At 62.4% G+C, this 26,676-nt stretch carries 29 protein-coding genes; 11 read left to right on the top strand and 18 right to left on the bottom strand.

The genetic code is table 11. The features are described 5' to 3' along the window. Window positions 1-15 precede the first annotated feature (15 nt). Complete coding sequence (locus AB9K34_RS15645) at window positions 16-777, bottom strand: ABC transporter permease (protein WP_369955362.1); 762 nt, start codon at window positions 775-777, stop codon at window positions 16-18. Further along, a complete protein-coding gene (locus AB9K34_RS15640; protein ID WP_369955361.1) occupies window positions 774-1,703 on the bottom strand; it encodes an ABC transporter ATP-binding protein in 930 nt (309 codons plus the stop codon). The genes AB9K34_RS15645 and AB9K34_RS15640 overlap by 4 nt, the downstream gene beginning before the upstream one ends. A gap of 330 nt (window positions 1,704-2,033) precedes the next feature. On the opposite strand from AB9K34_RS15640, the gene AB9K34_RS15635 reads away from it, so the two are divergent. Beyond that, a complete protein-coding gene (locus AB9K34_RS15635) occupies window positions 2,034-2,774 on the top strand; it encodes a helix-turn-helix domain-containing protein (RefSeq protein WP_369955360.1) in 741 nt (246 codons plus the stop codon). On the opposite strand, the gene AB9K34_RS15630 is transcribed toward AB9K34_RS15635, so the two are convergent. The 3 genes from AB9K34_RS15630 to AB9K34_RS15620 all read right to left on the bottom strand — a co-directional run bounded on the left by AB9K34_RS15630 (window position 2,757) and on the right by AB9K34_RS15620 (window position 5,097). Continuing rightward, on the bottom strand, window positions 2,757-3,437 hold the full coding sequence (locus AB9K34_RS15630; protein WP_369955359.1) for a hypothetical protein: 681 nt from the start codon (window positions 3,435-3,437) through the stop codon (window positions 2,757-2,759). The two genes, AB9K34_RS15635 and AB9K34_RS15630, sit on opposite strands and share 18 nt — an antisense overlap. 352 nt (window positions 3,438-3,789) lie before the next feature. Beyond that, complete coding sequence (locus AB9K34_RS15625; RefSeq protein WP_369955358.1) at window positions 3,790-4,548, bottom strand: EcsC family protein; 759 nt, start codon at window positions 4,546-4,548, stop codon at window positions 3,790-3,792. 57 nt (window positions 4,549-4,605) lie between these two features. Then, on the bottom strand, window positions 4,606-5,097 hold the full coding sequence (locus AB9K34_RS15620; protein ID WP_369955357.1) for a GNAT family N-acetyltransferase: 492 nt from the start codon (window positions 5,095-5,097) through the stop codon (window positions 4,606-4,608). A gap of 80 nt (window positions 5,098-5,177) precedes the next feature. Between AB9K34_RS15620 and AB9K34_RS15615 the strand changes: the two genes are divergently transcribed. Then, window positions 5,178-5,783, top strand: a complete 606-nt coding sequence (locus tag AB9K34_RS15615; RefSeq protein ID WP_369955356.1) for a flavin reductase family protein — start codon at window positions 5,178-5,180, stop codon at window positions 5,781-5,783. Window positions 5,784-5,885: 102 nt separating this feature from the next. Here the strand turns inward: AB9K34_RS15615 and AB9K34_RS15610 are convergent, their stop codons facing one another. From AB9K34_RS15610 to AB9K34_RS15570, 9 genes are all read right to left on the bottom strand, one after another. Next, on the bottom strand, window positions 5,886-7,523 hold the full coding sequence (locus tag AB9K34_RS15610) for a SulP family inorganic anion transporter (protein ID WP_369955355.1): 1,638 nt from the start codon (window positions 7,521-7,523) through the stop codon (window positions 5,886-5,888). 228 nt (window positions 7,524-7,751) lie between these two features. Further along, window positions 7,752-9,302, bottom strand: a complete 1,551-nt coding sequence (locus AB9K34_RS15605; RefSeq protein WP_369955354.1) for an AMP-binding protein — start codon at window positions 9,300-9,302, stop codon at window positions 7,752-7,754. Window positions 9,303-9,405: 103 nt separating this feature from the next. Continuing rightward, window positions 9,406-9,816: a RidA family protein gene (locus AB9K34_RS15600; RefSeq protein WP_369955353.1), complete on the bottom strand. Its 411-nt coding sequence runs from the start codon at window positions 9,814-9,816 to the stop codon at window positions 9,406-9,408. Continuing rightward, complete coding sequence (clpX, locus tag AB9K34_RS15595; RefSeq protein ID WP_369955352.1) at window positions 9,782-11,053, bottom strand: ATP-dependent Clp protease ATP-binding subunit ClpX; 1,272 nt, start codon at window positions 11,051-11,053, stop codon at window positions 9,782-9,784. The genes AB9K34_RS15600 and clpX overlap by 35 nt, the downstream gene beginning before the upstream one ends. Before the next feature lie 156 nt (window positions 11,054-11,209). Further along, window positions 11,210-11,842: an ATP-dependent Clp protease proteolytic subunit gene (locus AB9K34_RS15590; protein ID WP_369955351.1), complete on the bottom strand. Its 633-nt coding sequence runs from the start codon at window positions 11,840-11,842 to the stop codon at window positions 11,210-11,212. A 123-nt stretch (window positions 11,843-11,965) separates the two neighbouring features. Beyond that, window positions 11,966-12,742 carry a heme ABC transporter ATP-binding protein gene (locus tag AB9K34_RS15585; RefSeq protein ID WP_369955350.1) on the bottom strand — a complete coding sequence of 259 codons (777 nt, stop codon included), beginning with the start codon at window positions 12,740-12,742 and terminating at the stop codon, window positions 11,966-11,968. Beyond that, on the bottom strand, window positions 12,742-13,812 hold the full coding sequence (locus AB9K34_RS15580) for a FecCD family ABC transporter permease (protein WP_369955349.1): 1,071 nt from the start codon (window positions 13,810-13,812) through the stop codon (window positions 12,742-12,744). Before AB9K34_RS15580 ends, AB9K34_RS15585 begins: the two co-directional genes overlap by 1 nt. Beyond that, a complete protein-coding gene (locus AB9K34_RS15575; protein WP_369955348.1) occupies window positions 13,809-14,672 on the bottom strand; it encodes a hemin ABC transporter substrate-binding protein in 864 nt (287 codons plus the stop codon). The genes AB9K34_RS15580 and AB9K34_RS15575 overlap by 4 nt, the downstream gene beginning before the upstream one ends. Further along, window positions 14,672-15,724: a hemin-degrading factor gene (locus AB9K34_RS15570; protein ID WP_369955347.1), complete on the bottom strand. Its 1,053-nt coding sequence runs from the start codon at window positions 15,722-15,724 to the stop codon at window positions 14,672-14,674. Before AB9K34_RS15570 ends, AB9K34_RS15575 begins: the two co-directional genes overlap by 1 nt. A 326-nt stretch (window positions 15,725-16,050) precedes the next feature. On the opposite strand from AB9K34_RS15570, the gene AB9K34_RS15565 reads away from it, so the two are divergent. The 9 genes from AB9K34_RS15565 to AB9K34_RS15525 all read left to right on the top strand — a co-directional run bounded on the left by AB9K34_RS15565 (window position 16,051) and on the right by AB9K34_RS15525 (window position 22,665). Further along, entirely contained in the window at window positions 16,051-16,224 is a 174-nt protein-coding gene (locus tag AB9K34_RS15565; protein WP_369955346.1) for a hypothetical protein, read from the top strand. A 23-nt stretch (window positions 16,225-16,247) separates the two neighbouring features. Beyond that, complete coding sequence (hemP, locus tag AB9K34_RS15560) at window positions 16,248-16,394, top strand: hemin uptake protein HemP (RefSeq protein WP_316773851.1); 147 nt, start codon at window positions 16,248-16,250, stop codon at window positions 16,392-16,394. Continuing rightward, window positions 16,391-16,876, top strand: coding sequence for a hypothetical protein (locus tag AB9K34_RS15555; RefSeq protein WP_369955345.1), 486 nt, complete (start codon window positions 16,391-16,393; stop codon window positions 16,874-16,876). Before hemP ends, AB9K34_RS15555 begins: the two co-directional genes overlap by 4 nt. 13 nt (window positions 16,877-16,889) lie before the next feature. Then, window positions 16,890-18,152 carry an imelysin family protein gene (locus AB9K34_RS15550; protein ID WP_369955344.1) on the top strand — a complete coding sequence of 421 codons (1,263 nt, stop codon included), beginning with the start codon at window positions 16,890-16,892 and terminating at the stop codon, window positions 18,150-18,152. Window positions 18,153-18,177: 25 nt separating this feature from the next. Beyond that, window positions 18,178-18,444: a bacterioferritin-associated ferredoxin gene (locus AB9K34_RS15545; protein WP_369955343.1), complete on the top strand. Its 267-nt coding sequence runs from the start codon at window positions 18,178-18,180 to the stop codon at window positions 18,442-18,444. Then, the gene (bfr, locus tag AB9K34_RS15540; RefSeq protein ID WP_369955342.1) at window positions 18,419-18,907 is read left to right on the top strand and encodes a bacterioferritin; all 489 of its coding nucleotides are present in this window, start codon (window positions 18,419-18,421) and stop codon (window positions 18,905-18,907) included. The genes AB9K34_RS15545 and bfr overlap by 26 nt, the downstream gene beginning before the upstream one ends. 123 nt (window positions 18,908-19,030) lie before the next feature. Then, on the top strand, window positions 19,031-20,596 hold the full coding sequence (locus tag AB9K34_RS15535; RefSeq protein ID WP_369955341.1) for a di-heme oxidoredictase family protein: 1,566 nt from the start codon (window positions 19,031-19,033) through the stop codon (window positions 20,594-20,596). Beyond that, the gene (locus AB9K34_RS15530; RefSeq protein WP_369955340.1) at window positions 20,596-21,585 is read left to right on the top strand and encodes an imelysin family protein; all 990 of its coding nucleotides are present in this window, start codon (window positions 20,596-20,598) and stop codon (window positions 21,583-21,585) included. Before AB9K34_RS15535 ends, AB9K34_RS15530 begins: the two co-directional genes overlap by 1 nt. Before the next feature lie 3 nt (window positions 21,586-21,588). After that, window positions 21,589-22,665 (top strand): DUF1513 domain-containing protein, encoded by a 1,077-nt coding sequence (locus AB9K34_RS15525; protein WP_369955339.1) that lies wholly within the window; start codon window positions 21,589-21,591, stop codon window positions 22,663-22,665. On the opposite strand, the gene AB9K34_RS15520 is transcribed toward AB9K34_RS15525, so the two are convergent. The 4 genes from AB9K34_RS15520 to dgcN form a co-directional block, all read right to left on the bottom strand. Then, on the bottom strand, window positions 22,644-23,645 hold the full coding sequence (locus AB9K34_RS15520; RefSeq protein WP_369955338.1) for an alpha/beta fold hydrolase: 1,002 nt from the start codon (window positions 23,643-23,645) through the stop codon (window positions 22,644-22,646). The two genes, AB9K34_RS15525 and AB9K34_RS15520, sit on opposite strands and share 22 nt — an antisense overlap. 117 nt (window positions 23,646-23,762) lie before the next feature. Next, window positions 23,763-24,623 (bottom strand): D-amino-acid transaminase, encoded by an 861-nt coding sequence (locus AB9K34_RS15515; protein WP_369955337.1) that lies wholly within the window; start codon window positions 24,621-24,623, stop codon window positions 23,763-23,765. 2 nt (window positions 24,624-24,625) lie between these two features. After that, the gene (gene dgcA, locus AB9K34_RS15510; protein ID WP_369955336.1) at window positions 24,626-25,591 is read right to left on the bottom strand and encodes an N-acetyl-D-Glu racemase DgcA; all 966 of its coding nucleotides are present in this window, start codon (window positions 25,589-25,591) and stop codon (window positions 24,626-24,628) included. 67 nt (window positions 25,592-25,658) lie between these two features. Beyond that, complete coding sequence (dgcN, locus tag AB9K34_RS15505; protein ID WP_369955335.1) at window positions 25,659-26,660, bottom strand: N-acetyltransferase DgcN; 1,002 nt, start codon at window positions 26,658-26,660, stop codon at window positions 25,659-25,661. Window positions 26,661-26,676 lie beyond the last annotated feature (16 nt).

Here is a 26,676-nt window from a genome sequence, read left to right as displayed (position 1 = left end):
GCCTGGGTTGAGCGGCTAGCTCCTGATGCGCCAGCCGGTCTTGAAGATCCACCAGATCAGCCCCAGGCACAACAGCGTGAACCCGGCAATTGCCAGCAGGCTCAGCGCCACAGGAACATCGGCGGTTCCGAAGAACGACCAGCGGAAGCCCGAGATCAGGTAAACCACCGGATTGAACAGCGTGATCGTCTGCCAGACCGGCGGCAACATCGAAATCGAATAGAATGATCCGCCGAGAAAAATCAGCGGCGTCACGATCAGCAGCGGCACCAGCTGCAATTGCTCGAAGTTTCCCGCCCAGATCCCCACGATGAATCCCAGCAATGCAAAGCTGAGGCAGGTCAGCAGCAGGAACAGCACCATCGCCACCGGATGCTGGATCGAGAGGTCGACAAAGAACGACGCCGTCAACAGGATCACCACCCCGATGAACAAGGCCTTGGTCGCCGCCGCACCGACGAACCCCATCACGATCTCAAGAAAATTGACCGGCGCCGAGAGCAATTCATAGATGGTGCCGGTGAATTTGGGGAAATAGATACCAAAGGCGGCGTTCGAGATAGCCTGGGTGATAACCGACAGCATCACCAGCCCCGGCACGATGAACGCACCATAGCTGACGCCTTCGACCTCCTCGATGCGGCTGCCGATGGCGGCACCGAACACCACGAAATAAAGCGACGTGGAGAGCACCGGTGACAGGAAGCTCTGCATCAGCGTGCGAAAGAAACGCATCATCTCAAATCGGTAGATCGCCCCGACGGCCGACAGGTTCATGATGCGTCTCCCTTGACCAGGTCCACGAAAATCTCTTCAAGGCTGCTTTGCCGTGTCTGCAGGTCGCGCAGGGTCAGCCCCGCCTCGGCGATCCCGTTGAGCAAACCGGTGATGCCGGTGCGTGGCGCGTGAATGTCGTAGCTGTAAACCAGCGCATCCCCGGTCTCGGCCAGTTCCAGATCAAGATGCGCAAGCCCGGCGGGAATGCTGTCCAGCCTTTCATTCAACTGCACCTCAAGCTGCTTGCGGCCCATCCGCGCCATCAGCGCCCTCTTTTCCTCGACCAGCAACAGTTCGCCGCGCGTGATGACACCCACCCGATCGGCAATGGCCTCGGCTTCTTCGATGTAATGCGTGGTCAGGATGATCGTGACCCCGTCCGCCTTGAGATCGGCAACGGTGTCCCACATATCCTTGCGCAAATCCACATCCACGCCGGCGGTCGGTTCATCCAGGAACAGCACACGCGGTTCGTGACTCAGCGCCTTGGCGATCAGGACACGTCGTTTCATACCGCCGGACAGCGTGGTTATCTGATTGTCCTTCTTGTCCCAGAGACTCAGGGTGCGCAGGACCTTTTCAACATGGGCATCATCGCGTGGCCTGCCGAACAACCCACGCGAAAATCGTACCGTGTTCAGGACCGTTTCGAACGGTTGCAGATTGACCTCCTGCGGCACCAACCCGATCAGCGATCGCGCACCACGGAACTCGGTGATGATATCATAACCGCCCACGGTCACCGAGCCGCCGCTTGGCGTCGTGATCCCACAGACCGTCGAAATCAACGTTGTCTTGCCCGCCCCGTTTGGGCCAAGCAACGCGAGGATCTCGCCCTGCTCGATATCGAGACTGACCCCCTTGAGCGCCTGAAACCCGCCGGCATAGGTCTTGTGCAGGTCTCGAATGGACAGAATTGCAGACATGGTCCCCCTGCTTGCTTGCATCTTGAACGGCACGACACTAACCGCCGGGTGGGCTTGGCACCATAGCCGGAATGCACATCGCCTTGCGCGCCTGTGCAGGGCAACGCATGCAGGAAAAACTTATCTGTCCCGCCGGCGGACATGCGACGGTTCGCCCTGTTCAGAAAACGGCGAAGCGCTCGTAAAACCGCCGCGACTGCAACACTCTCACGATGGGGATTGTTCCCGGGGACAGCCGCTCCACCAAACCGCGCACGCAATTTTGAGTTGCAGACCTCACACGATATTATACCTTCGAACAATATTAAGTACGGTTAGAGCGATTTAACGATGAGCATCTTTCATGAGCGCGTTGCCCGCGCCATCGAGACATCAAAAAAATACGGTGGAAATCGCGCGAAATTGTCACGCGCGCTGAACCTGAGCCCCAATTATGTTTCGACCATGCTCAGCACCAAGGCCTCGCCAAGCTGGGACATCTCGGTCAGGCTGGCCCGTGAGTTGGAAGTTTCGCTTGCCTATCTCGCGGGCAGCACGTCGCAGCCGTTCGATGTAACCGATCTTGGCACGGACGGTCCGATAACCGATCAGGCGATGAAGTTTTTCGACCAGATTGCGGGAAGCCTGCGCGAAGCGGCCGCCATGCGTGGTCAGGAGCCAACGGTCGATGACATGATGCTGCGCTGGTTCAAATATGGCCGGCGGCTAAGCGGTTTTGACAAGATCATTGAGTGGTTCGATCTCTACAAGGCACCGGGCGAACGCTCGAACCGGATCGAAGTCCTGCGCATGGGGTCCAACAGCCTCTCGGCCCGCACCCTGGGTGTCGCGGACAAGAAATCGTTGCAATATGCGCTGGACGAAGTGCGCGACAGCGACCTGCAAAAGCGCCTGTTGCGCGCCTATCGCACCGCCGCCGAAGGCCAGCCGGTCCTCACCGAAGAGGCGTTGAACGTGCTGGCCCCCGGCCATGCGGAGCAAATCCGCCTCGACTATCTCCGGCTGCTGCTGCCGGTGACCTCGGACACCCACGGCGATGTGATCATCAGCTATTCAAAGCCGCTCCGGTGATCGTATGAACGCCTGGGCCATATAGGCCAGGTCCCGCCGGTTGGTCATGACGCAATACTCGGTATTCTCACGCGGTGACGGGGGATCGACCCAGAACTGTGCATCGGGAATATAGCGGTTGAAGCCATAGTGATACCCGCCCCCCCTGCGCACGTCGTCCTCGCGCAGAAAGGCATAGGTCCAGTCCGGGTTCCACTTCAGCGCCGTGATCATGTGCCCGATCAGGACAAAGCGGCGGACCGTCTTGAGCGACCGCCCGGCCGCGCGCGAAAAATGCAGATCACCGAAATAGGCCAGCCGCCCCTTGAGTTCGCGTTCGAGCGGCGATGCGACCTGCGTGACCATCTCGACCTCGCCGTTTCCATATTGCCGGCGCATCGTGCGCCGCCAGTATTCCGTTATGCTTCCATCGCCCAGATCATCCAGCCGTGCACCGGCAAGCGCCACGGTTTCACCGTCCTTTTCAAGCCGGAGCCAGAAGCAGTTCTCGGCGGTGAAATCATTGAAAAACGGCGACATCTTTGGAGTGAGATAGGGTTTGCCTATCGCCTCGATAATCTCGGGTACCCTGTCAAAGTCTTGCTCGACATGAACAGCCAAGCCATCGCGCAGCAGCTTTTCACGGCAGATCGCGATCAACTCCGCCTTTTCGTATTCTCCCATTTACCCCTCGTCTCGTCGGATCGGTCCTTGTGATTTTAGGGCGCATTTATCTGCGGCCCACACTGGCAGTCGGGCCGACTTCGGACTTCCCCGCGAAAATCCCTTTGGGTCAGTTGCGTGTGCCCTCGGGATCGTCGGTTCCGGCGATCCGATTTCCGGCCCTGCGCGACACTTTGCCTTGCGTTATGCCATACACAACCAAAGGGGCAACAAGACAACCGGGTTCGACTGTTCTGATTCCGGTCAAAGCAGCAGATATGCCACGTCAGTTCCGAACCTCCGCGTCGCACGCGGGCAGCCCGGTCGGCGGCACGGCCGGAATTTCACCGCACCGTGGGACACGTGAGCCGCTTCAGGACAGGCGGTCTTGCATCCGCTTGTCCAGCATGCGCACCAGCTCGTCCTCGGTGATGCCGCTGTCGATGGCCAGCCTGCGCAGACCGAAATGCACATGCGCAATCTGCTGATAATAGTCGGAATAGAAATAGTTGGTTGTCGCCCCGGCGACCGCCCCCAGAACCGGTATGGTTTGCGCCGCCAGTTTCTGGCCAAGAACCGTCGCCAGCTTGGGCGCCACCGTGGCGATCAGCTTGTGCATCGCACCGCCCGTCAGCGAAAGGCGCAGGGAGAAGAAGCCAAGATCGGACCCGTCATCCGACGCGAGCGGTCCGGCGGCGGCAAAGACGCGGATACAGTCGAATTGCACATTCTCTGCGGACGGGTCGAAACCGTGCTCCGCTGCCACGCCTTGAATCGCGCGCAGCAGTACCGTTGTGGTTGCAGGCAATTCGACGAGCGCCGTGGGCAGTCCGCCAAAGCCACCCGCGGCACCCATCGCAGTTGTCATCGCGGTGTTGACCCACGCTTTCTGGTCGGGCACCGCCGTGCGAGACGTCTGCGCCGCCTGCATCGCCAGCGTCAACGCGCGCTGCGTCGCTGCGCCGAGGTTATTGCGCACCGCAGAGGGCAGGCGATCCAGCAGCGACTCGGCCTTGCCGCCCAACAGATTGAGAATCCGCACGCCAATCCCGTTGGCGGCGCGGTATGTCTCGGCCAGCCGGTCCAGTTCGGCCTCAACGTCCACGGGCTCGACGATTTCGATATCTGCCATCTTCACTCCTCTGCGGGCGTGTTCACAAGATCGGCATTTCCCCGGCGGATTTCAATGTCAGCCCTCTGTCCAGCGCGTGACGTCACCCCGGATTCCATCCCACGCACCGTCCCGGAGTGCCTGCCCCAGGACCCGGTCCGGGTTGGTCGGGGGTGGCATGACGACACCGGTCAGCGGTTCGAAACCAAAGCGAGAGTAATAGGGGTAGTCTCCTACCAGAAGCACACGATGCCAGCCATCGGCCGATGCGGCGGCCAGCGAATCGCGGATCAGGACACCACCCAGCCCCTCGCCCTGATGGGTCGGGTGCACTGCCACCGGACCCAGCAGCAGAGCCGCAGCGCCGCCGACCCGCACCGGCCAATAGCGGATCGCGCCGGCGACATTTCTTTCCTCGTCGCGGGCAACCAGCGACAGGCCAGCGACAGGGGGAATGTTATCGCGCAGTCGGTAGGAGGACAGTGCCTCGCGCCCGGGTGCAAAGCAGAGATCGTACAGCGCCTCGACTTCCCACCAATCCTGCCCGGTTTCAGGTCTCAGCTCAATCACGCGATCATCCCAACGGCGGTATGTGGTGGCAATCGCCCTAACACGCCGCTAGGTCTTGGGCAAACACTCGGAGTTTGCTCATGTTCTATCGCCCAGAAGACGGTCACGGCCTGCCTCACAATCCGTTCAATGCCATCGTGACGCCACGCCCGATCGGCTGGATTTCCAGCCGCGCGCCGGACGGAACCAACAATCTCGCGCCGTATTCGTTTTTCAACGCGGTGGCCTATGTCCCGCCGCAGGTGATGTTCGCATCCACAGGGAGCAAGCCGGATCAGGACGGCACCAAGGACAGCGTGGCCAATATCGCGGCAACCGGCGTGTTCTGTGTCAACATCGTCGAATACACCATGCGCGACGCCATGAACGTCACATCCGGCGGCACCGCGAAAGAGGTGGATGAATTCGACGCTGCCGGCCTCTCCCCCGTGGAATGCGAAACCATCGCCTGCGCCCGCGTTCAGGGCGCGCCCGCATCGCTGGAATGCCGCCTGACCCGCATCATCGACCTGCCAGGCAAGGCGAACCGGCTTGTTCTGGGTGAGGTTGTCGGCGTCCACATGCGCGACGATTGCATCCGCGACGGCCGCTTCGATGTCACGGCGTTCAACCCGCTGACACGGCTGGGATACCGCGACTACAGCCATATCACCGACATTTTCGAAATGGTGCGACCGGATGACTGAACCGGGCGGGCCGCAGGCAAAACCGGCCATCACAGTCACCGCTCCCAAGGAACGGTGACTGCTCAACCGTGGCAACAGGCGCTGTCCCATCGCATCGTCAGATCAGTGCCCGCCCAGCACCCCGGTACGCACCGAGTAATCGACCGCGAGTTCGTAATCCGGGTCATCGTCGCTATCGACAATGAGATGCCCCGCCTTGTTGAGGAGCCTGTGGCAGTCCCGGCTCAGGTGACGCAATTTGATCGCCTTGCCGGACGCCTCGTATTTCGCGGCGATGCTCTCGATCGCCTGCAGCGCTGACTGATCAACCACCCGACTATCGGCAAAATCGATGATCACGTTTTCCGGATCATCCTCGACAGTGAACAATTCGATAAAGCCGTCCGACGATCCGAAGAACAGCGGCCCCTTTATCTCGTAAACCTTGGCCCCCTTTTCGGTAACGGACTCCCGTGTCACCGCATGAATGCGGCGCGCGTTGTTCCAGGCATAGGCCAGCGCGCTGACAATGACACCGACGACAACCGCCACGGCGAGGTCTTCCATCACCGTCACGACCGTGACCAGCAAGATCACGAATGCGTCCATCAACGGCACCTTGCGCAGGATCGTCAGGCTGTTCCAGGCAAAGGTTCCGATCACCACCATGAACATCACGCCGACCAGCGCGGCAAGCGGGATCAGCTCGATCACGGGGGCGGCGAACAGGATGAAGACGAGCAGGAACAACGCCGCCGCAATACCTGCAATCCGCGTGCGACCGCCAGATTTGACGTTGATCATCGACTGACCGATCATCGCACAGCCGCCCATGCCGCCGAAAAAACCGGTGACCGTGTTGGCGACGCCCTGGGCGATACATTCCTGCGACGCCCCGCCCCGCTTGCCGGTGATCTCTCCGACAAGGTTCAGGGTCAGCAGGCTTTCGATCAGGCCGATCGCGGCAAGGATGACCGCATAGGGCAGGATGATTTCCAGCGTCTCGAGGTTCAGCGGCATCATCGGAATATGGAACGGCGGCAATCCCCCCTGGATAGACGCCAGGTCGCCGACGCGCGGCACATCAAGGCCCAACGCGATCACCAGCGCCGCGACGATTCCGATGCCCGCCAGCGGAGCGGGCACGACCCGCGTGATACGCGGCACGATCCAGATGATCACCATGGTCAGCGCCACGAGACCCAGCATCAGGTAGAGCGGCATGCCGCTCAGCCACTCGCCCCCCGAAATCCCGTGGCCGGTGTTTTCCATGCTGCCCGGCACCTTGAACTGACCCAGCTGCGCCAGAAAGATCACGATGGCCAGCCCGTTCACAAAGCCGAGCATCACCGGGTGCGGCACCAGGCGGATGAACTTGCCCCATTGCATGAGACCCGCAAAAACCTGCAACAGCCCCATGAGGACGACGGTCGCAAACAGGTATTCCACCCCATGTTTCGCGACCAGCGACACCATGACAACCGCGAGCGCCCCCGTCGCGCCCGAGATCATGCCCGGACGCCCCCCGATCAGCGCCGTGATCAGACCAACCAGAAATGCCGCGTAAAGTCCCACCAGCGGGTGAACCCCGGCAACAAAGGCAAAGGCCACCGCCTCGGGCACAAGCGCCAGCGCCACGGTCAACCCGGACAGCAGCTCGATACGCAGGCGCGCGGGGGTCAGCCGTTCGTCCGGCACCCATCTGAGATCGGGCATGGCAAGTCGGCTGGCGAATGCCGCCAAGGGCGCTTTTCGGGTCATCGGGGGTCCTGTCTCTGTCGGGTCGTCAAGGCGTCTCAGGCTGTGTCGAAACGCCCCAAATTCGGTCTGCGTCCGGATGGATTACATGCCGCCGCGAGGGCGCATCCAGCATCTTTCCGAACGGCCCCGCAGCAGAGAGCACGCCTCTTACACGCATCCTGCGGAAAAGGCCATGCCGTGACCGGGTTGTCTGCCATGCAGATCGAACATGCCTGTTTGCCGCTGTGCTCAACCCGCGAGCCGGTCCCGCAGAACCCGGCGCAGGATCTTGCCCGACGCGGATTTCGGTATTTCGTCCACGATTTCCATCCGCCGTACCTGCTTGTAATGTGACAAGCGCCCTTCGAGAAACGACTGCACGGTTTCCAGCGTCACATCCCCGGCGGGCACCACAAATGCCATCGGCACCTCGCCCGCCTCGTCGTCCGGCGCACCGATCACGGCGACATCGGCAATGTCGGGATGGGTCAGCAGCTCGGCCTCAAGCTCGGCCGGTGCGACCTGGAACCCCTTGAACTTGATCAGCTCTTTCAGGCGGTCCGTGATAAACAGATAACCATCCTCGTCGAAATAGCCGATATCCCCGGTGTGCAGCCAACCGTCGCTGTCAAGCGCCTCGGCCGTTGCCTCGGGGTTGTTCAGATAGCCTTTCATGACCTGTGGTCCGCGCACCCAAAGCTCTCCCGCTTCGCCACGGTTCATATCCTCACCGGTTTCGGTGCTGACAATCCGGCATTCCGTGTTCGGTGCCGTCAGTCCCGAGGCGCCCGTGCGCGCCTTCCCCGGAGGCGTGAGATGGCTGACCGGGCTAAGCTCGGTCATGCCGTAACCCTGCGTCGCGACACAATTCAGCCGCCTGCCCACCAACGCCGCCACATCGCCGCCAAGCGGGGCCGCACCCGAGTTGACATGCTCGACCGCGGACAGGTCGTACTTGTCGACAATCGGGTGCTTTGCGAGGGCAATGGCAATCGGCGGAACGATCCACATGCGCCGCGTGCGGTATTTCGCACACAGGTCAAGGAATTGTTCCAGATCGAAGCGGGGCATCGTCACCAGCCCTGCGCCGGCCGCAAGATGCATGTTTATGAGCACCTGCATCCCGTAGATGTGAAAGAACGGCAGGAATGCAACCGAGAATTCGCCCTCTTCGATATCCGACACATGCAGGGTCTGATCGACATTCATGACCATCGAGCGATGGGTCAGCATCACGCCCTTGGGCAACCCCGTGGTTCCCGACGAATACGGCAGCGCCAGGATGTGCCCGTCCAGATCGACAGGCGTCTGGCTGTCCTGCGGCGCGCCCATCAACTCTGTCAGCGGGCGGGCGCCCGGAGCCTCTCCGATCACGTAGATTTCGCTGACTCCAGTGTCCCGGATCGCCTCGCGCGCGGTATCCAGAAAAGGCGCGATCGTGATCAGGATCGACGCATTTGCATTCGTCAACTGGTGCCGCACTTCATGAGCGGTATAGGTGGGGTTGATCGTGGTGATGGTGCCTCCTGCCCAGGCAACCCCATGAAATACCACGCAATACTCTGGAAGGTTCGGCGCCATGAGAGCGACACAGGCGCCCGTGCCCAGCCCCCTGGCGTTCAACCCGCCTGCCAGTGACTTGATGCCGCCGACAAACTGGCCAACCGTCATCTCGCGGCCGGTCGGCCCATCGATCAGGATCACCCGGTCGGGAGTGTCACCCAGCCCTTCGAACACCCGTTGCGTGATGGTCAGGTCCCGGACCTCGACATCCGAAAAGCTGCTCTTGATGATGGCCATGCGTGTCTCTCCTCCCAGAAAGCCAGATGCCCGGTTTGCCGGGATCTGGCGATCACGTTAGCGGCGGCGGGCGCGCGAAGGCAAGACGTCTGTTTCCCGTCGATCAACCGCGCGCGTCCGGCAACACGGCGGTCACTTCGATCTCGATGCGGTATTTCGGATCGATCAGACCGCATTCGATCATGGTCGCTGCCGGCGGATGCGGACCAAATGTCTCTGACAGGATCGGCCAGCATGGCTCGAACTCTGCGCGATCCGGAAGATAGTAGGTGACGCGAACCACATCGGCCAGAGTCGCTCCCGCTTCGCGCAACGCATTGGTGATGATTTCGAGGGCCGACCGGCACTGGCTGACGACATCGTCGCCCTGACCTACCGTGCCTGCGACATGCACGAAGCCACCCGCCACGACGGCCCGGCAATACCCCACCCGGCGCTCGAATTCGCCGCCGGACGGGATACGCCGAATGGCCAAACTTCTAGCCTGCGGTCGCGGCCGGCTCTTTCTCGGCATCCGCATGGATCATCAGCGGAGCCGCTTCGGAGCGTGCGGCTTCTTCGTTCACGACAACCTTGGTCACGCTGTCGAGGCCCGGCAATTCGAACATCGTGTCCAGCAGGATGTCTTCGAGGATCGAACGCAACCCACGCGCACCGGTCTTGCGTTCGATCGCACGCTTGGCGATTGCAAGCAGGGCATCGTCGGTGAACTGAAGCTCGGTATCCTCGAGTTCGAACAGCCGCTGATACTGTTTCACCAGCGCGTTCTTGGGTTTGGTCAGGATCGTCACGAGCGCATCCTGATCGAGGTCTTCCAGTGTCGCCAGAACCGGTAGACGACCGACGAATTCCGGAATGAGGCCAAACTTCAACAGGTCTTCCGGCTCGAGATCGGTAAAGATCTCGCCGACGCCACGCTCGTCCTCGTCGCGCACATCCGCGCCAAAGCCCATCGCGCTGCCCTTGCCACGCTGTGCGATGATCTTGTCGAGACCTGCAAAGGCACCGCCACAGATGAACAGGATATTCGTCGTGTCCACCTGCAGGAACTCCTGCTGCGGATGTTTGCGCCCGCCCTGCGGCGGAACGCTGGCCACCGTACCTTCCATGAGCTTAAGCAGCGCCTGCTGCACGCCCTCGCCCGACACGTCACGGGTGATCGACGGATTTTCGGATTTGCGGGTGATCTTGTCGACCTCGTCGATATAGACGATGCCGCGCTGCGCGCGTTCGACATTGTATTCGCTGGACTGCAGGAGTTTGAGAATGATGTTCTCCACGTCCTCGCCCACGTAACCGGCTTCGGTCAGGGTGGTGGCATCGGCCATGGTGAACGGCACATCGAGAATGCGCGCCAGCGTCTGCGCCAGCAACGTCTTGCCGCAGCCGGTCGGCCCGATCAGCAGGATGTTGGATTTGGCCAGCTCGATATCGTTACCGGCCTTTTGCGCATGGTTCAGACGCTTGTAGTGATTGTGCACCGCAACGGACAACACACGTTTGGCCGTCGCCTGACCGATCACGTAGTCGTCGAGCACTTCGCAGATGTCCTTGGGTGTCGGCACCCCGTCCGTCGCCTTGAGCCCGGACGCCTTGGTCTCTTCGCGGATGATGTCCATGCACAGTTCGACGCATTCATCACAGATGAAGACGGTCGGGCCCGCGATCAGCTTACGCACCTCATGCTGGCTCTTGCCGCAAAAGCTGCAATAAAGCGTATTCTTGCTGTCGCCATTTGAGTTCGTTGCCATGATCAACCTTTCCGGCTTCGATTTTCAACGCTGTCCCGTCCTTGACAGGACAGATTCACCCACCTCGCGGCAGCTTAGGACAGCGCAAAGGGCATCACAATCGCAAATCGTGCCCTTTTCGCACCACCGGTGCGGCGCTGTCCTCGTGCCAAAAGATCAGGCCTCCTTGTCTTCGCTCTTGTCCCGGCTGGCCACGATCTCGTCGATATGGCCCCATTCCTTCGCTTCTTCCGGCGACATGAAATTGTCGCGATCAAGCGCTTTTTCTACGGCTTTCTTGGTCTGGCCGGTGTGCTTGACATAGATGTCATACAGCCGGTCCTTGAGTTTCTGGGTCTCTGCCGCGTGAATCATGATATCGCTGGCCTGACCCTGATAGCCGCCGCTGGGCTGGTGTACCATGATCCGGCTGTTGGGCAGGCTGAACCGCATTCCCGGCTCGCCCCCGGCCAGCAGCACCGAACCCATCGACGCGGCCTGCCCGATGCAGAGTGTGCTGACCTTGGGTTTGATATACTGCATCGTATCATAGATCGACAGCCCCGACGTCACGACTCCGCCCGGCGAGTTGATATACAGGCTGATTTCCTTGGAGGGGTTTTCGGCCTCGAGATGTAGCAACTGGGCCACGACAAGGTGGCTCATGCCGTCATGGATCGGCCCGTTGATGAAAATGATCCGCTCCTTGAGCAGGCGCGAAAAGATGTCATAGGCCCGCTCCCCGCGGCTCGTCTGCTCCACGACCATCGGGACCAGGGTATTCATGTAGGTTTCTGTGGGATCAAACATCTGTGCCTGCCTGCTGCGTTGGATGTCGGGAGGATACCCGATAATGTGTTTGCAGAGTCTTAGTATCGCCATCCGGGCGCTGCAAGGGCAGCGATCCAAATTGCAGCCGTTCTTGCTGTGCGGTCAGGCGGCGCTGTGGGGCAGGATGAACAGGCTGCCATCCGTCGGCGTGCTATTGACGCGCAGTGCCGGGCCGTAAGCCGACGACAGCGTGTCGTCGTTGAACACGTCACCCACGCGGCCGGCGGCGGCAACCCGCCCGAGCCGCATCAGCACGACCTTGTCGGCAAACATCGCAGTCAGGTTCAGATCGTGCATCACCGCGATGACGCCGCCGCCGCGGGCGGCAAAATCCTGGGCCAGCCGCATCACCATCAACTGGTGCCCGATATCCAGACTGGCCACCGGTTCGTCCAGCAAAAGCCAGCGGGGAACGCCATTGACCACGGGCTCCCACACCTGAACAAGCACCCGCGCCAATTGCACACGTTGCTGTTCGCCCCCTGACAGGTCCTGGTATCTGCGCGCACCATAGCCCGCCAGGCCCACCGCAGCCAACGCACGTCGCGGCAGGTCCGCGCAAGGCCGTGCTGCACGCGACGCCTGCGCCAGATGCACGACCTCGGACACGGTGAAGGGAAAGGCAAGCATGACCGATTGCGGCAGGACCGCCCGGATCGTGGCCAGCTCTGCCGCGTCGCAGGTCGCGATATCCCGCCCGTTGATCCGAACCTCGCCGTCATGCGGAATTTCATCGCAGAACGCCCGCAACAGCGTTGTCTTGCCCGACCCGTTCGGTCCGACAATCGCGGTGATGGCACCGGCAGTTGCGGTGAAATCGACATCGAACAGGATCCGCCGCCGGCCGAAGGTCACGGATATGCCCCGCCCCTCGAACATCACAGCATCAGATCCTTGCGCCGCTGCAACAGGATCCACAGGAATACGGGGGCACCAAGGATAGCGGTCACAATTCCGATGGGAAGTTCCGCAGGCGCGATCACGATCCGCGCCAGAATATCCGCCGCCAGCAACAGGCTCGCGCCCAGCAGTGCCGCGTTCGGCAGCAATGTGTTGTGATCTGGACCAGAGGCCAATCGCAGCAGATGCGGCACCACGATCCCGACAAAGCCGATGCCGCCGGACACGGCGACCGCCGCCCCCGTCGCCGCGGCAACCACCAGCACCGCCATGGTCTTGAGGCGCTGCACCGGGATCCCCAGATGCGCCGCCGGCGCCTCGCCCAGAGCCAGGGCGTTCAACCCCCGCGCAAGAAACGGCGACGCCATCAAAGCCACCAGAATGATCGGCGCGGCGACCATGACCCGTTGCCAGGTCGAACCGGACAACGAGCCAAGCTGCCAGAAGTTGAGATCGCGCAATTGCTGGTCATCCGCGAGATATATCATCAGCCCGGACCCTGCCGCCGTGATGGCCCCGATCGCGATACCGCCCAGAAGCATGGTCGCGACCGATGTCTGCCCGCCCCGCGTCGAAATCCGATAAAGAACGATAATCGTGATCCAGCTGCCGGAGAATGCCGCCAACGGCACCAGATGCGGTCCGGCCAGGCCTGTGAGGCCGGCCGGCAGCGCCGCTCCGAGCACGATTGCGACGATCGCGCCCAGCCCGGCGCCGGAACTGACGCCGACCAGACCGGGATCCGCCAACGGATTGCGAAACAACCCCTGAAGCACCGCCCCCGAGACGGCGAGGGCCGCACCGACAAAGATGGCCATCACCGTCCGGGGCAGTCGAATCTGCCAAAGGACGGCGTGATCCACCGGCACGAGGGTCCGTCCCTGCGCCAGATCGATCAACGCATACCACAGCGACGTGCCCGCCGCCCCCATCGCGAGGCTGGCCGTCGCCATGCAGATCAGGAGCATCGCCAGCAGCAGCCCCAGTCTTCGCGCCCGGCTGCGGCGGTCGTGGATCACATCCGCGTCGGCGGCCATCACGGTGGTCATGATCCGGTTGGACCGTAGATTCTCTCGGCCAGTTCCGTGACCGCCTGCGCCGTGCGTGGCCCGAACCCGAGCAGGTACTGTCCATCCATCCGGATCAGCGAATTGTCCTTGCCAGCGGGCGTCGCGGCAAGCGCCGGAACCGCGAGGATGGCGGCGTCATCCGCCATTCCTGCGCTGCCCCGGTTCATCATCAGGATAATATCCGGCGCGGCGGCGATCACGGCCTCTTCGCTCACCGGTTTGTAGCCCGTGAACCCGTTCATGGCGTTTACCGCCCCGGCAAGCTCGATCACCGACGAGGCCTCGGTCTCCTGCCCAGCGGCAAGGATACGTCCCCCCTGAAGGCTGAGCACGAACAACACCCGTTTGCGCGACTCCTCGGGAACGCCAGCGGCGCGCTCGGCAACCAGCTGCATCTGAGCGGCAACCTGCTGCGCCAACTGGTCGGCCGGTTCTGTCGCTCCCAACGCGTCGCCGACCGCGCGGATCTTGGCGGTGATCCCGTCGGTTGTCGGCACATCCGGGATCAGCACCAGCGGGACCCCCGAATCGCGCAACAGATCAAGCGTCTCGGGAGGGCCCGCGTCGGCTTCCGCGAGGATCAGACCCGGCCTGAGAGCCAGAACACCTTCGGGCGACAGGGCGCGCACATATCCCACGTTGGGCAATTTCTGCGCCTCTTCGGGAAAGGTCGACGTGGTATCGCGCGCGATCAACCGGTCCTGCTCGCCAAGTGCATAGACGATCTCGGTGATCGAGCCTCCGGCGGAGACCACATTTCCATCCCCGGCCTGCACCGCACCCGATACGAAAGCGAGCAGCGCCGCCGCCCAGAGGCAATGGCCCGTTTGCCACCGCATCAGACGGTCTCTCTGCTCAGATCCGGCAGGCCCGCAACAATCTCGCGCCAGGCAGGGCGATCATCGTTGCCTTCCTTGCCGACCGCAAAGATCTGGAAAATCAGGCCTCCCTCTGCGTCGAACGCCTCGACCGATACAGCCGGTCCCCGCTTGGTCGGCTTGTCCACCGCCCAGACCTCGGCCACGTGATCCTGGCGCAGGTGCAGGCTGAACCCCGCGTCCAGCACGTTCTGCCACGGACCCATCGGCCGCAGCGTCTGGATGGGTCCGGAATGAATCTGAATGCATCCACGATTGCCGACAAACACCATGATGCCGATGCCCTCGGCTTGTACCGCCTGCAACATGTCCACGACCGCGCCAGGCTCAAGCTGCCGCACAAAGGGCGCGCCCGCAATGCGATAGGCACCGAGACGGTTCATCCGCAACCGCGCGGTCAGGGTCAGAAACTGGTGGGTGTCGGTAAGGCGCGCCCATTCCTGACGCAATACATCGAGCTTTGCCGGGTTTGATCGCGCGGCCTCGACCGGCGGACGCGCAGCGACCGACAGGATTTCGGTCTGTTCCGCATGCCGCAGTTGCTCGACCGCCCGTGCCCAGGCGTCGAGATCGGACCGTTCGCGCAGAAAGATCTTGTGAACCGCATCGCCGGCGGCGTCGAACACCTGAATACTGCGGCGCAGACCTGCATCGGTCGGTTTTTCGACCGCATAGGCATGGTTCCAGTGCTTGGGAAAAATCCGCAGGTCGATTTCATCGTTCAGGATCATCGACGCATGCACGCCCGAATGGTAATTGGCATAGACCCCGGTCTTTTCATGAACGACCGACCGGTTGCGGGTCAGCGCCATCACTTCACCCAGTTCACAGGCCGCAGCCATGATCCCGTCCGGGTGCGCCTCAAGGCGGGTCGCGCCGCGCCCCACGCGTGCGGCAACGAGTTCCGCCTCGGAAATGCCGAGACTCTCGGCAAGGTCCCGTTCACGGGTCTTGGGGTTGTCCGCTTCTGCTTGCCGGATTTCCTCGGGCGTGGGGATGCCATCGAGTGCCATGTTCACCTCTGTCTTTATCGTGATTTCTGATGACGTCTGGCTAGGGCATGCCCATGGCTGGATGGCCGGCGGAACCGACGGCGCATAATGTTGATTCTTTTAGTTGGCCTTGTCCGCTCCTGCAAGACGAGATTCCGGACAGCCCTTCATACAAGGGCGGACCCATCTCGTGAACCGTCTGAAACCGGGGAGAAAATCGACCCGAAGAAATTCCGATCAAAAGAATCGGGTTTACAAATCCCAGCATTTTAGTCAGAAATATGGTCAACCCCAGCCACCCTGTTCGTTCAGGGCAGCCCGGACCCTGAGCAATGAAAGGAATGTTGATGACATATCCGGCACCTTTGCGTCCCGCGTCCGGGGACCAATACGCACCGCAACACACCCAGCACCTGGCCGCAGCATCCTGGCCGGATGTGCTGCAAGTCGCATCGGAAACCCTGGATGCCGATATCGCTCTGGTGGAACAGGTCCGCCGCCGCGAGGAGGTAAAGCAATGAACAGCACCGCTTCGACCCCCAAGATGATCGACATCAACGCGCTCACGGAAACGCCGGGTTACGACGTGCGCTCGCTCACCAATGGCGGTGATCAGGCGCTGCTGGTACTCGACGGTCAGGTGTATTCATTGCGCATCACGCGCGCTGGCAAGCTGATCCTGACCAAATGAGCCAGCACTTCGTCCCCTCCCGAGGCGCCGCGCCGGTCGGTCAGATGCAGGAATTGCCGCCGATGGAGCGCATGGCGATTCTCTATCTCCGGGCGTGGTGTGACGGGGGTCCGGGCAAGGCGCAGATGATTGATGATTTCCGCCGCGTGCTCGGCCCCGACGAGGGCGATCTGATCTACGAGGATTTCAACACCCTCTTGCGCATGATGCTGCGATGCGGTCGCTGCCCCTTGATGCGGCACGGGCTGAACTGCCGCTGCTTTGGCGGTCACGAAAGCGCGTTTGCGCATATGATCACTGCCGCCGCGACCCAGGATCGGGACGATGCGCTGTTGTTCGCCACGACGCTGTTGTCGGGCGGCGCGGCCTGGCATGCGGTCCAACTCGCCAGCAACCTCGGTCCGGTGCTGTTGCAGATCTCGCGCAGCATGGCGACCGAACTACCCGATACGACCCAATCCCACTCACGACATTTGCACTAACGGAGCAATCCATATGAAACGTCTCTTTCTGCCAGTCCTGGCTGCCACAGCCCTGACAAGCCTGCCTGCCCTTGCCGCAACCAAGGCCGAGGTGCTCGACACCTATGCCAATATTGCCGAGGCGGCCTATGGAGACAGCCTTGTCACCGCACGTGCGCTGCAAGCTGCCGTGGATGCTCTGATCGCCAATCCGTCGGCCGAGACACTCGACGCCGCCCGCGCCGCATGGGTGGCCGCGCGCGTACCCTATCAGCAAACCGAAGCCTTCCGGTTCGGCAACGCCATCGTCGATGACTGGGAAGGCAAGGTAAATGCCTGGCCGCTGGACGAAGGTCTGATCGACTATGTCGATCCGTCCTATGGCGGTGCGACCGACGAAAATGCCTATGCCGGGCTGAATGTCATCGCCAATCCCGCGTTCACGCTGTCCGGCGAAGAGATCGACGCGACTGAAATCACGCCCGAACTGCTCGAGTCCACGCTGCACGAGGCCGACGAGATCGAAGCCAATGTCGCCACAGGCTATCACGCGATCGAGTTCCTGCTCTGGGGGCAGGATCTCAATGGAACCGATCCGGGCGCGGGCAACCGCCCCTGGACCGATTACGCATCGGGTGACGCCTGCACCAACGGAAACTGCGACCGCCGCGCCGCCTATCTCGAGGCCGCAACCGATCTGCTGGTGAGCGATCTTGAATGGATGACCGCGCAATGGGGCGAGGCCGGTGACGGGCGAACCACTTTGCTGTCGGATCACGATGCGGGCATCAAGGCCATCCTGACCGGCATGGGCAGCCTCAGCTATGGCGAACTGGCCGGGGAGCGGATGAAGCTCGGTCTGATGCTGAACGATCCGGAGGAAGAGCATGACTGCTTTTCCGACAACACCCACATGAGCCACTATTACGACGGTCTCGGCATTCGCAATGTCTATCTCGGCGAATACGAACGGGTTGGCGGCGGTGTCGTATCCGGCCCGTCCCTTTCGGACCTGGTGTCGGATATCGACAGCAGCGTCGACACCGAACTCCGCGAGAGTCTTGACAATACCATGACCGAACTCGGCCTGCTGCGCACCGCTGCCGAAACCGGTCTCAGCTATGACATGATGCTGGCGCGCGGCAATGCCCGCGGCGAGGCAATTGTCATGGCCGCGGTGAATGCGCTGGTCGCGCAGACACGCTCGATCGAGCGCGTGGTCACCACGCTCGACCTGGACGAAATCGGGTTTGAAGGCTCTGACAGCCTCGATAATCCGGACGCGGTTTTCCAGTGAGTTCATCCTTCGGGGGGTAAAAGCCATGATTGTCTGTCATTGCAACGCGATCACCGATCACGAGATTCGCAGCGCCGTCGACTGGATGCGCGCATCGGATCCCGAGACAATCATCACCCCCGGGAAAATCTACCGCGCGCTTGGCAAGCGCGCGGAATGTGGTGGCTGTCTGCCGGTGTTCCTTGACACCATGAAGTCCTGTGACACAATCGGAGTCCCAATGGAATTGCGCGGGTTGACCGCGCATCTGCACAAGGACATTTCCGATGAAAGGCGACAAAAAGGTAATTGAATACCTTAACAAGGCGCTACGCAGCGAGTTGACGGCGGTCAGTCAATACTGGCTGCACTACCGTCTTCAGGAAGACTGGGGTTTTGGACGGATTGCCGACAAGTCTCGCGCGGAGAGCATCGAAGAGATGCACCATGCGGACAAGCTGATCGAACGTATCATCTTCCTCGAAGGCCATCCGAACCTGCAAAAGCTCGACTCCTTGCGGATCGGTCAGAACCTCAAGGAAACCCTCGAAGCGGACCTGGCGGCGGAGCACGAAGCGCGGACGCTTTATATCGAGGCACGTGATCATTGCGAAAGCGTTTCCGATTACGTCAGCAAGGGGCTGTTCGAAGAACTGATCGCGGATGAAGAAGGCCATATCGACTTTCTCGAGACACAGCTGGATCTGCACACGTCGCTCGGCGAACAGGGATATGCCCTGCTCAACGCCAAACCAGCGGACGAGGCAGAGGGATAAATTGTCTCACGCGGGTTGCGCAATCTCGCGTCGCCTCCCGCACCAGCGTAAGATTGAAAAGGCATCGTTTCGCGATGCCTTTTTGTTAACGGGCCCGACAGACCCGATCAGGACAGGAACAGAATGAGCAAGATCCGGGACATCGCGCTGCCCATCACCGCGTTTGCCGCTGCTCTGGCATCGACAATGCTCTGCGCCGAGCCATTCCCGGAAATAGGCGATCCGCATCTCGACATCGTTCCCCGAACCAGTGCCGAAGCGGCCCGCATCGCGAAAATAACCGCTATGCCCACGGATTTCGGCACAGCCGAGCCGTTCGAAGCCCGACCCGCCGGTGCCGCCACCGTGCGTGCCCGCAATGACAGCAACGCGTTTTCCCAACCATCCGCCAATATCAGCTTTGAACGCGAATTGCAGTTCAAGGTCGGCAATGGGCTGTTCCGCAAGCTCTGGGTCTCGTCCCCCTCGTCGACTCTGGGGTCTGACGGGCTCGGGCCGCTCTACAACGCCCGGTCCTGCCAGCGCTGCCACCTCAAGGACGGACGGGGGCATCCCCCAAACGGCCCGGAGGACGACGCGGTGTCGATGTTCCTGCGAATCTCGGTCCCGGCCACGCCGGATGACGCACTGTCGGCAATCGAAACCTATATGCGCCAGCTTGGCGATGATGTCGCGCGCACGCGCCCCGATCCGGTCTATGGCGGCCAGATGCAGGATTTCGGCGTCGCCGGGCATCCTGCGGAATACCGGCTCGACATCAGCTATGAAGAGATCGAGGTGCCGCTGTCGGATGGCGAAACCGCGTTCCTGCGCGCGCCGACCTATCGCGCCGCCGAGCTCGGATATGGTCCCTTGTCCGAGGGTGCGATGCTCAGCCCCCGGGTGGCCCCCCAGATGCTTGGCCTTGGCTTGCTCGAAGCCATTCCCACAGCAGATATTCTCGCCGCCGCCGATCCCGATGACCTCGACGGCGACGGTATTTCGGGCAAAGCCCAGATCGTCTGGTCAACCGCGTTCAATCAACCGATGTTGGGCCGTTTCGGCTGGAAAGCCGGGGCACCGACCGTCGAGGAACAATCCGCCGCCGCCTTTTCAGGGGACATCGGAATTTCAAGCCCGCTGTTCCCGGCCCCGGCCGGCGACTGCACGGGCGCGCAGACCGGTTGCCTTGCAGGTCCGCATGGCGATGGCGACGACCGGGTAACGGAAATCGACGGCGAAGGGCTGGATCTCGTTACATTCTACTCCCGAAACCTCGCGGTGCCGGCGCGCAGGAACGAGGGTGATCCGCAGGTTTTACGTGGAAAAGAGCAGTTTTTTGTCGTGGGATGCGCCGCCTGTCATACCCCGAAATTCGTGACGAACAGGCTTGTCGATCAACCCGAGCAGAGCTTTCAACTGATTTGGCCCTATTCCGATCTGCTGCTGCACGACATGGGCGACGGCCTGGCCGACAACCGCCCGGAAGGGCGCGCCAACGGGCGCGAATGGCGCACCGCGCCGCTTTGGGGTATCGGCATGACCAGGACGGTAAGTGGCCATACGTTCCTGCTGCATGACGGTCGCGCACGCAGCCTGCTCGAAGCGATCCTCTGGCATGGCGGCGAAGCCCAGGCCGCCCGCGATGCCGTGGTCGACATGCCCAAACAGGATCGCGATGCCCTGATCCGCTATCTGGAGAGCCTGTAATGCGTCTTGCCCCGGTCTTCGCCCTGGTCGCCATGATTCCCGCAGCCGCCCTTGCCGGACCTGCCGAGGTGGTGGAGGCCCATATTCTGCCCGGCACCGCCGCATTTTCCCAAGCCACCGACACGCTGGCGAAATCCGCCGGGGCCGACTGTCGCGCCGAAGCGCTGCGCGCGCCCTGGAATGCGACCTTTGATGCCTGGCTGGGCATCAGTCATCTCGCCTTCGGACCGATCGAGGCGGATGGCCGCGCCCTTGGCATTGCATTCTGGCCGGATACGCGCGGGCTGGTCCAGAAGACCGTCGCAGCCCTGATCGCCGACCAGGACCCGGCGGCGAATGATCCCGAGGAGTTTGCCCAGGTCTCGGTTGCCGGACGTGGCCTTTTTGCGCTGGAGCGGCTGCTCTACGATCCCGCGCTCGCCGACTATACGGAAGAGGATTACCGGTGCGGTCTGGTCCGCGCCATTGCAACCGACCTTGCCCGCACGGGGGCGAGTATCGACACGGAATGGCGAGAGGACCACGCGAAACGCCTGCAAACCGCCGGCGCGCCCGACAATGACACCTATCTGAGCGCGGACGAAGCGACGCAGACCCTGTATACAGCGCTCTTGACCGGGTTGGAGTTCACCGCCGATCAACGGCTGGGCCGTCCGATGGGCAGTGCCGATCGTCCCCGCCCCAATCGTGCGGAGGCACGCCGGTCCGCGCGCTCGCTGCGCAATGTGACGCTTTCGCTGACCGCCTTGCAGGATCTGGCGCAAACGCTGTCGGACGCACCGACACCCCGTACCGATGCCGCCTTTGCAGAGGCACTGGCGGCTGCCGAGCGCCCCGACCCCGCTTTTGCCGATGTCACGACGGTTCAGGGCCGGCTCCGCGTCGAAGCCCTGCAGCAGCGTGTGCGCGCCATCAGCGACGCCGTCCAGCAGGAGATCGGCCCCGCCCTTGGCGTCCGCGCCGGGTTCAATTCCGCCGACGGAGACTAGGACATGCAGAACCGCCGGCGCTTCCTGACCACGGCGCTTGCCGCAGCCACCTTGCCCGGCCTTACATGGGCCGACATCGGGGCACCCGCCTATCTGGCCGCCGCGCGTGAACCTGACGGCGCCTTCGCCCTGCATGGATTGTCGGGACGATCCAAACCGCTTTTTCGTATTCCCTTGCCCGGACGCGGTCATGCTGCCGCCGCCCATCCCCGCATTGCCGAAGCTGTCGCTTTTGCCCGCCGACCCGGTGCCTTTGCCCTGGTGATCGATTGCGCCAAGGGCCAGATCATCCACCGCCTGACGGCACCTGCGGGGCATCATTTCTACGGTCACGGCACCTATATCGCCGGTGGAGACATCCTCTGCACAACCGAAAACCATATCGACAGCGGCACCGGGCGCATCGGGCTGTGGTCGCGCAGCCGGGGCTATCTCCGCGTGGGAAGCTTCGCATCGGGCGGCATCGGACCGCATGACATTCTACGCCTCGACGATGATGTGCTGGCAGTGGCAAATGGCGGCATCCGCACCCATCCGGCCCACGGACGCGACAAGCTGAACCTTGATACCATGCGCCCGAACCTGAGCTATCTGTCCGCAGACGGAGCGCTTGTCGAACAGCTGGAACTTGCACCGGAACTGCATCACGCCTCGATCCGCCACCTTGCCAGCGGCCCCGACGGAACCCTGGCCTTTGCCATGCAATGGCAGGGCGACCCCGCCGAATCCGCGCCACTTCTGGGCCTGCATAGACGCGGAGAGGCGGCCGTGCTGGCACAGGCCGATCTGGCAAATGCCATCGCGATGCAGGGCTATGCCGGCAGCGTCGCATTTGACGGCACGGGCGCATTTGTGGCGATCACCTCTCCACGGGGCGGCAGGGTGCAGGTGTTTGATCGTGCGGGACGCCTGGTATCGGTGCAGCGTCGCGCCGACGCCTGTGGCATTGCCACCGATCGCGATGGCGGGTTTCTGATGACCGATGGGCTCGGCGGCACGTGGTCACTGACCGACCGGCAAATGCACGCAACCGGCAAATCCAACCTCGCCTGGGACAATCACCTCGTCGCGGTCTCCTGAGGCGCTTCGCATGCGGCCGGATTTGCCTCTGCCGTCTTGCCGGCCATCCGGATGATGAACTCGGCACAGTCCTGCGGCGCAGTCATCGGGATCATATGCCCCCGCCCTTGCAGCGTTTCAAAGTCCAGCCCGTGAACCTGCATGCCATGCCCGTGCACCGTCGGCGACAGGATCGAATCCGCCGCGCCGAACAGGATGCCGCCGGGAACCCGCAATTCATCGGCATAACGTGCCGTTTGCGCCCTACCCGCCGCCCTCAGAGCGACTGCGTCGGCCGATGCCGCGACAAACGCTCCGGGGCGCAACCCCAGTGCAGCCCCGGCACCGATCATGAAATCTTCGCTGGCCGCCTCCGGATGAAACACGATCCCCAGCACGCGGTCCTTGGTCGCCGCTGCCAGAGGAACCGCGATGGTCGCACCGATCAGGCGACGCAAGAAGGGGGATGTCACCAGAAGCCCCTTGAACACTTCGGGCACCGCCTCTTCATATTGTGTCGCCGGGCACAGCAAAGCCAGCGCGCCCACCTGTCCGGGCCTGTCCATCGCCATCGCAAGCGACACCGCACCGCCCAGCGAATGCCCCACGAGAACCGGGCGCTCGACACCCAGCCGGTCGAGCATCTCGCCAATCATCCGCCCCTGTTCACTCGGATGCGCGAGATCATCAGAATCCCGCGTGGAATAGCCGCAACCCGGCCGGTCCACCACGATCACCCGGTAGCTCTGTATCAGCAGCCCCGCGAGCGCATAGGTGAAATGCTGCAATTGCCCGCTCAACCCGTGAATCATCACCAGCGGCTGACCGTCCCGGGGACCAAGATCGACATAATGCACACTGCCCCCCGCAACCTGCATGATCTCGCCCGCCTGCGGCACCAGTCGCTCGGCCTCTGCCGCCATGCGACGCGTGCGAAATGCAGACAGCGCCAGCACGACGACGACAGCCAAAAACAGGACGAACAGGATGTTTGCGATCATGTAACAGGCTCCGGCGGATGACATTTGCGCATAGCTTACGCTATTTCAATCCGGACGTGAAACATGCCCCGGCCACCAGCGCGTTGACGTCACGCACCGGAATCCGACGGCAACCGCCTAGAGCGCCACCTTGCGGCTTTCCTCAAGGTAGATTTCCCGCAACCGGGCCGCAACCGGGCCGGGCGTTCCGTCACCAACTTGCGTGCCGTCGATCTCGACGACCGGCATGACAAAGGTGCTCGCGGACGTGATAAAGGCTTCATCCGCCGCCTGCGCCTCCGCCACGGTGAAGTTGCGCTCTTCGACCTGCATCTGGGCCTCTGCGGCAAAACGCAGAACCGCCGCGCGGGTGATCCCGTGCAGGATGTCATTCGATCGCTCGCGGGTGATGATCTTGCCGTCCTTGACGATATAGGCGTTGTTGCTGGTCCCCTCGGTCACGTACCCGTCCTGCACCATCCACGCATCATCGACCCCGGCCTTCCTGGCCATCATCTTGCCCATGCTCGGATAGAGCAGTTGCACGGTCTTTATGTCGCGGCGCCCCCACCGCACATCCTCGATGCTGATGATCCGGATCCCCTTGCGCGCGACGGGATTTCCGGCAAGGTCGGGCTTGTTCTGGGTGAAAAGCACGATGGAGGACGGGGTCTCATCCGGATCCGGAAAGGCGAAATCACGGTCCGCCGGCGCGCCCCGGGTAATCTGCAAATAGATCAGGCCCTGATCGATTCCGTTGCGCGACACCAGTTCCCGATGAATCGCCAGAAGTTCGTCACGGGTAACGGGGCTGGCCATCTCCAGCTCGCCCAGCGACCGCTCCAGCCGCGCCGCATGTCCGTCGAAATCGATCAGCTTGCCGTCCAGCACGCTGGTCACTTCATAGACACCATCCGCCATCAGGAAACCGCGATCAAAAATCGAGACTTTCGCTTCGTTTTCAGGCAGGTATTCGCCGTTTACATAGACGGTACGCATGGTCATCCCCACAGTTCGGCGCGCGGAGGATGCACCCCGGCGCCATCATAGATCAAAGGTTCCCGCCTGTCTTCGGCCAACAGGAGCGGGCCGTCAAGGTCGGTGATCATCGCACCCTGCGCCACCAGCACCGCCGGCGCCATCGCCAGCGAAGAACCGACCATGCAGCCAACCATCACCCGATAGCCCGCTTCCAGCGCCTGTTGACGCAGGCGCAGCGCTTCGGTCAGCCCGCCGGTCTTATCGAGCTTGATGTTGACCACATCGTATTTGCCCGAAAGCCCGGCCAGGCTCCGCCGGTCATGACAGCTCTCGTCCGCACAGACCGGCACCGGGCGATCCATGCCCAGCAAGGCGTCGTCCTGCCCCGCGGGCAGCGGCTGTTCGACCAGGGCCACGCCCAACCTCACCAGATACGGCGCCAGATCGGCATAGACCTCCGCAGACCACCCCTCGTTCGCATCCACGATGATCCGCGCCGCCGGCGCGCCCGCACGCACCGCCTCCAGCCGCGGCATGTCGTCGGGCGTTCCCAGCTTGATCTTGAGCAACGGCCGATGGGCATTCTGCGCGGCCTGCGCCCGCATCGCCTCTGGCGTATCGAGCGACAGGGTATAGGCCGTGATCTCGGGCCCCGGCGCATCGAGCCCGGCCAGCGACCAAACACGCCGCCCCGCCCGCTTGGCTTCCAAATCCCAGAGCGCACAATCCACCGCGTTCCGCGCCGCACCCGCCGGCAGCATCTCGTACAAGGCCTCGCGGTCGATCTGCTCCGGCAGGTCCTCGATCTGCCGCTGCACGCTGTCCAGCGTCTCGTCATAGCGCGCATACGGCACACATTCGCCGCGCCCCGTCACCGCTCCGTCACTGACCGAACAGGTCAGCACCCGCGCCTCCGAACGTGACCCCCGACTGATGGTAAACACCTGTGCCAACCGGAAAACATCGCGCGTCACTTCAATCTGCACGTGCCCGCTCCTTCATCTTTGCAACAATACTCCCGCCGGAGGCTCCGCCGGCAGCCACGCAAACCGTCTAAATCGACGCGAGCGCATCGGCCAGCCGGTCGGCACTCTGACGGAACGGATCAACCGCGGGAAGACCCATCCGCGCCTCGACCCCGGCAAGATAGCTCAGCGCCTCGTCATCTCCCATCCTCTGCGTGTTGACCGAGATTCCGACCACCTGACATGCCGGGTTCGCCACGCGCGCCAGCGGCAACACCGTATCGCGCAGCGCCTCGAGCGACGGCAATTCATAGCCCGGCAATCCGCGCATGTGCGCGCGGCTCGGCTCGTGGCTCAGGATCAGGGCATCGGGCTGCCCGCCATGGATCAGGGCCATCGTCACGCCGGAATAGGAGACATGAAACAGGCTGCCCTGTCCCTCAATGATGTCCCAGTGATCGTCGTCGTTGTCCGGCGTCAGATACTCGATGGACCCGGCCATGAAATCCGCGACAACCGCATCCAGCGGTACGCCATGGCCGGTGATCAGGATGCCGGTCTGACCGGTGGCGCGGAAGGTGCTCTTCATGCCCTTGCGCCGCATCGATTCGTCCAGCGCCAGCGCCGTATACATCTTGCCCACTGAACAATCCGTGCCCACCGCCAGTACCCGTTTGCCCGTACGTTTGACGCCATTGGCAATCGGATAGCCGACCGACGGAACCCGCACATCGTGCAAGGTGCCGCCAAAGGTTTGCGAGGCCGCCACGAGATCGCCTTCGTCCCGCAACAGGTTGTGCAATCCTGATGCCAGATCATACCCCATCTCGAGCGCCGCGATCAGCACCTCTTTCCACGCCGGGCTGATCACGCCGCCCCGGTTCGCCACGCCGATGACAAGGGTTTTTGCCCCTGCGGCACGCGCCTCTTGCAGGGTCATGTCGGTCAGCCCGACATCCGCCTGGCATCCGGCAAGCCTGATCTGGCCGACGGCGTTTTCCGGCCGCCAATCCTTGATCCCCTGTGCCACTTTCGCGGCAAGTTGATCCGGGGCGTCTCCGAGGAAAAGCAGGTACGGCGTCTCGATCATGGCGGGCTTCCTTCAA

It is taken from the genome of Sedimentitalea sp. XS_ASV28, from assembly GCF_041224545.1.
Taxonomy (GTDB): domain Bacteria; phylum Pseudomonadota; class Alphaproteobacteria; order Rhodobacterales; family Rhodobacteraceae; genus Sedimentitalea.
The sequence above is the reverse complement of the archived record's forward strand: the minus strand, read 5'-3'. Positions and strand labels throughout refer to the sequence as shown.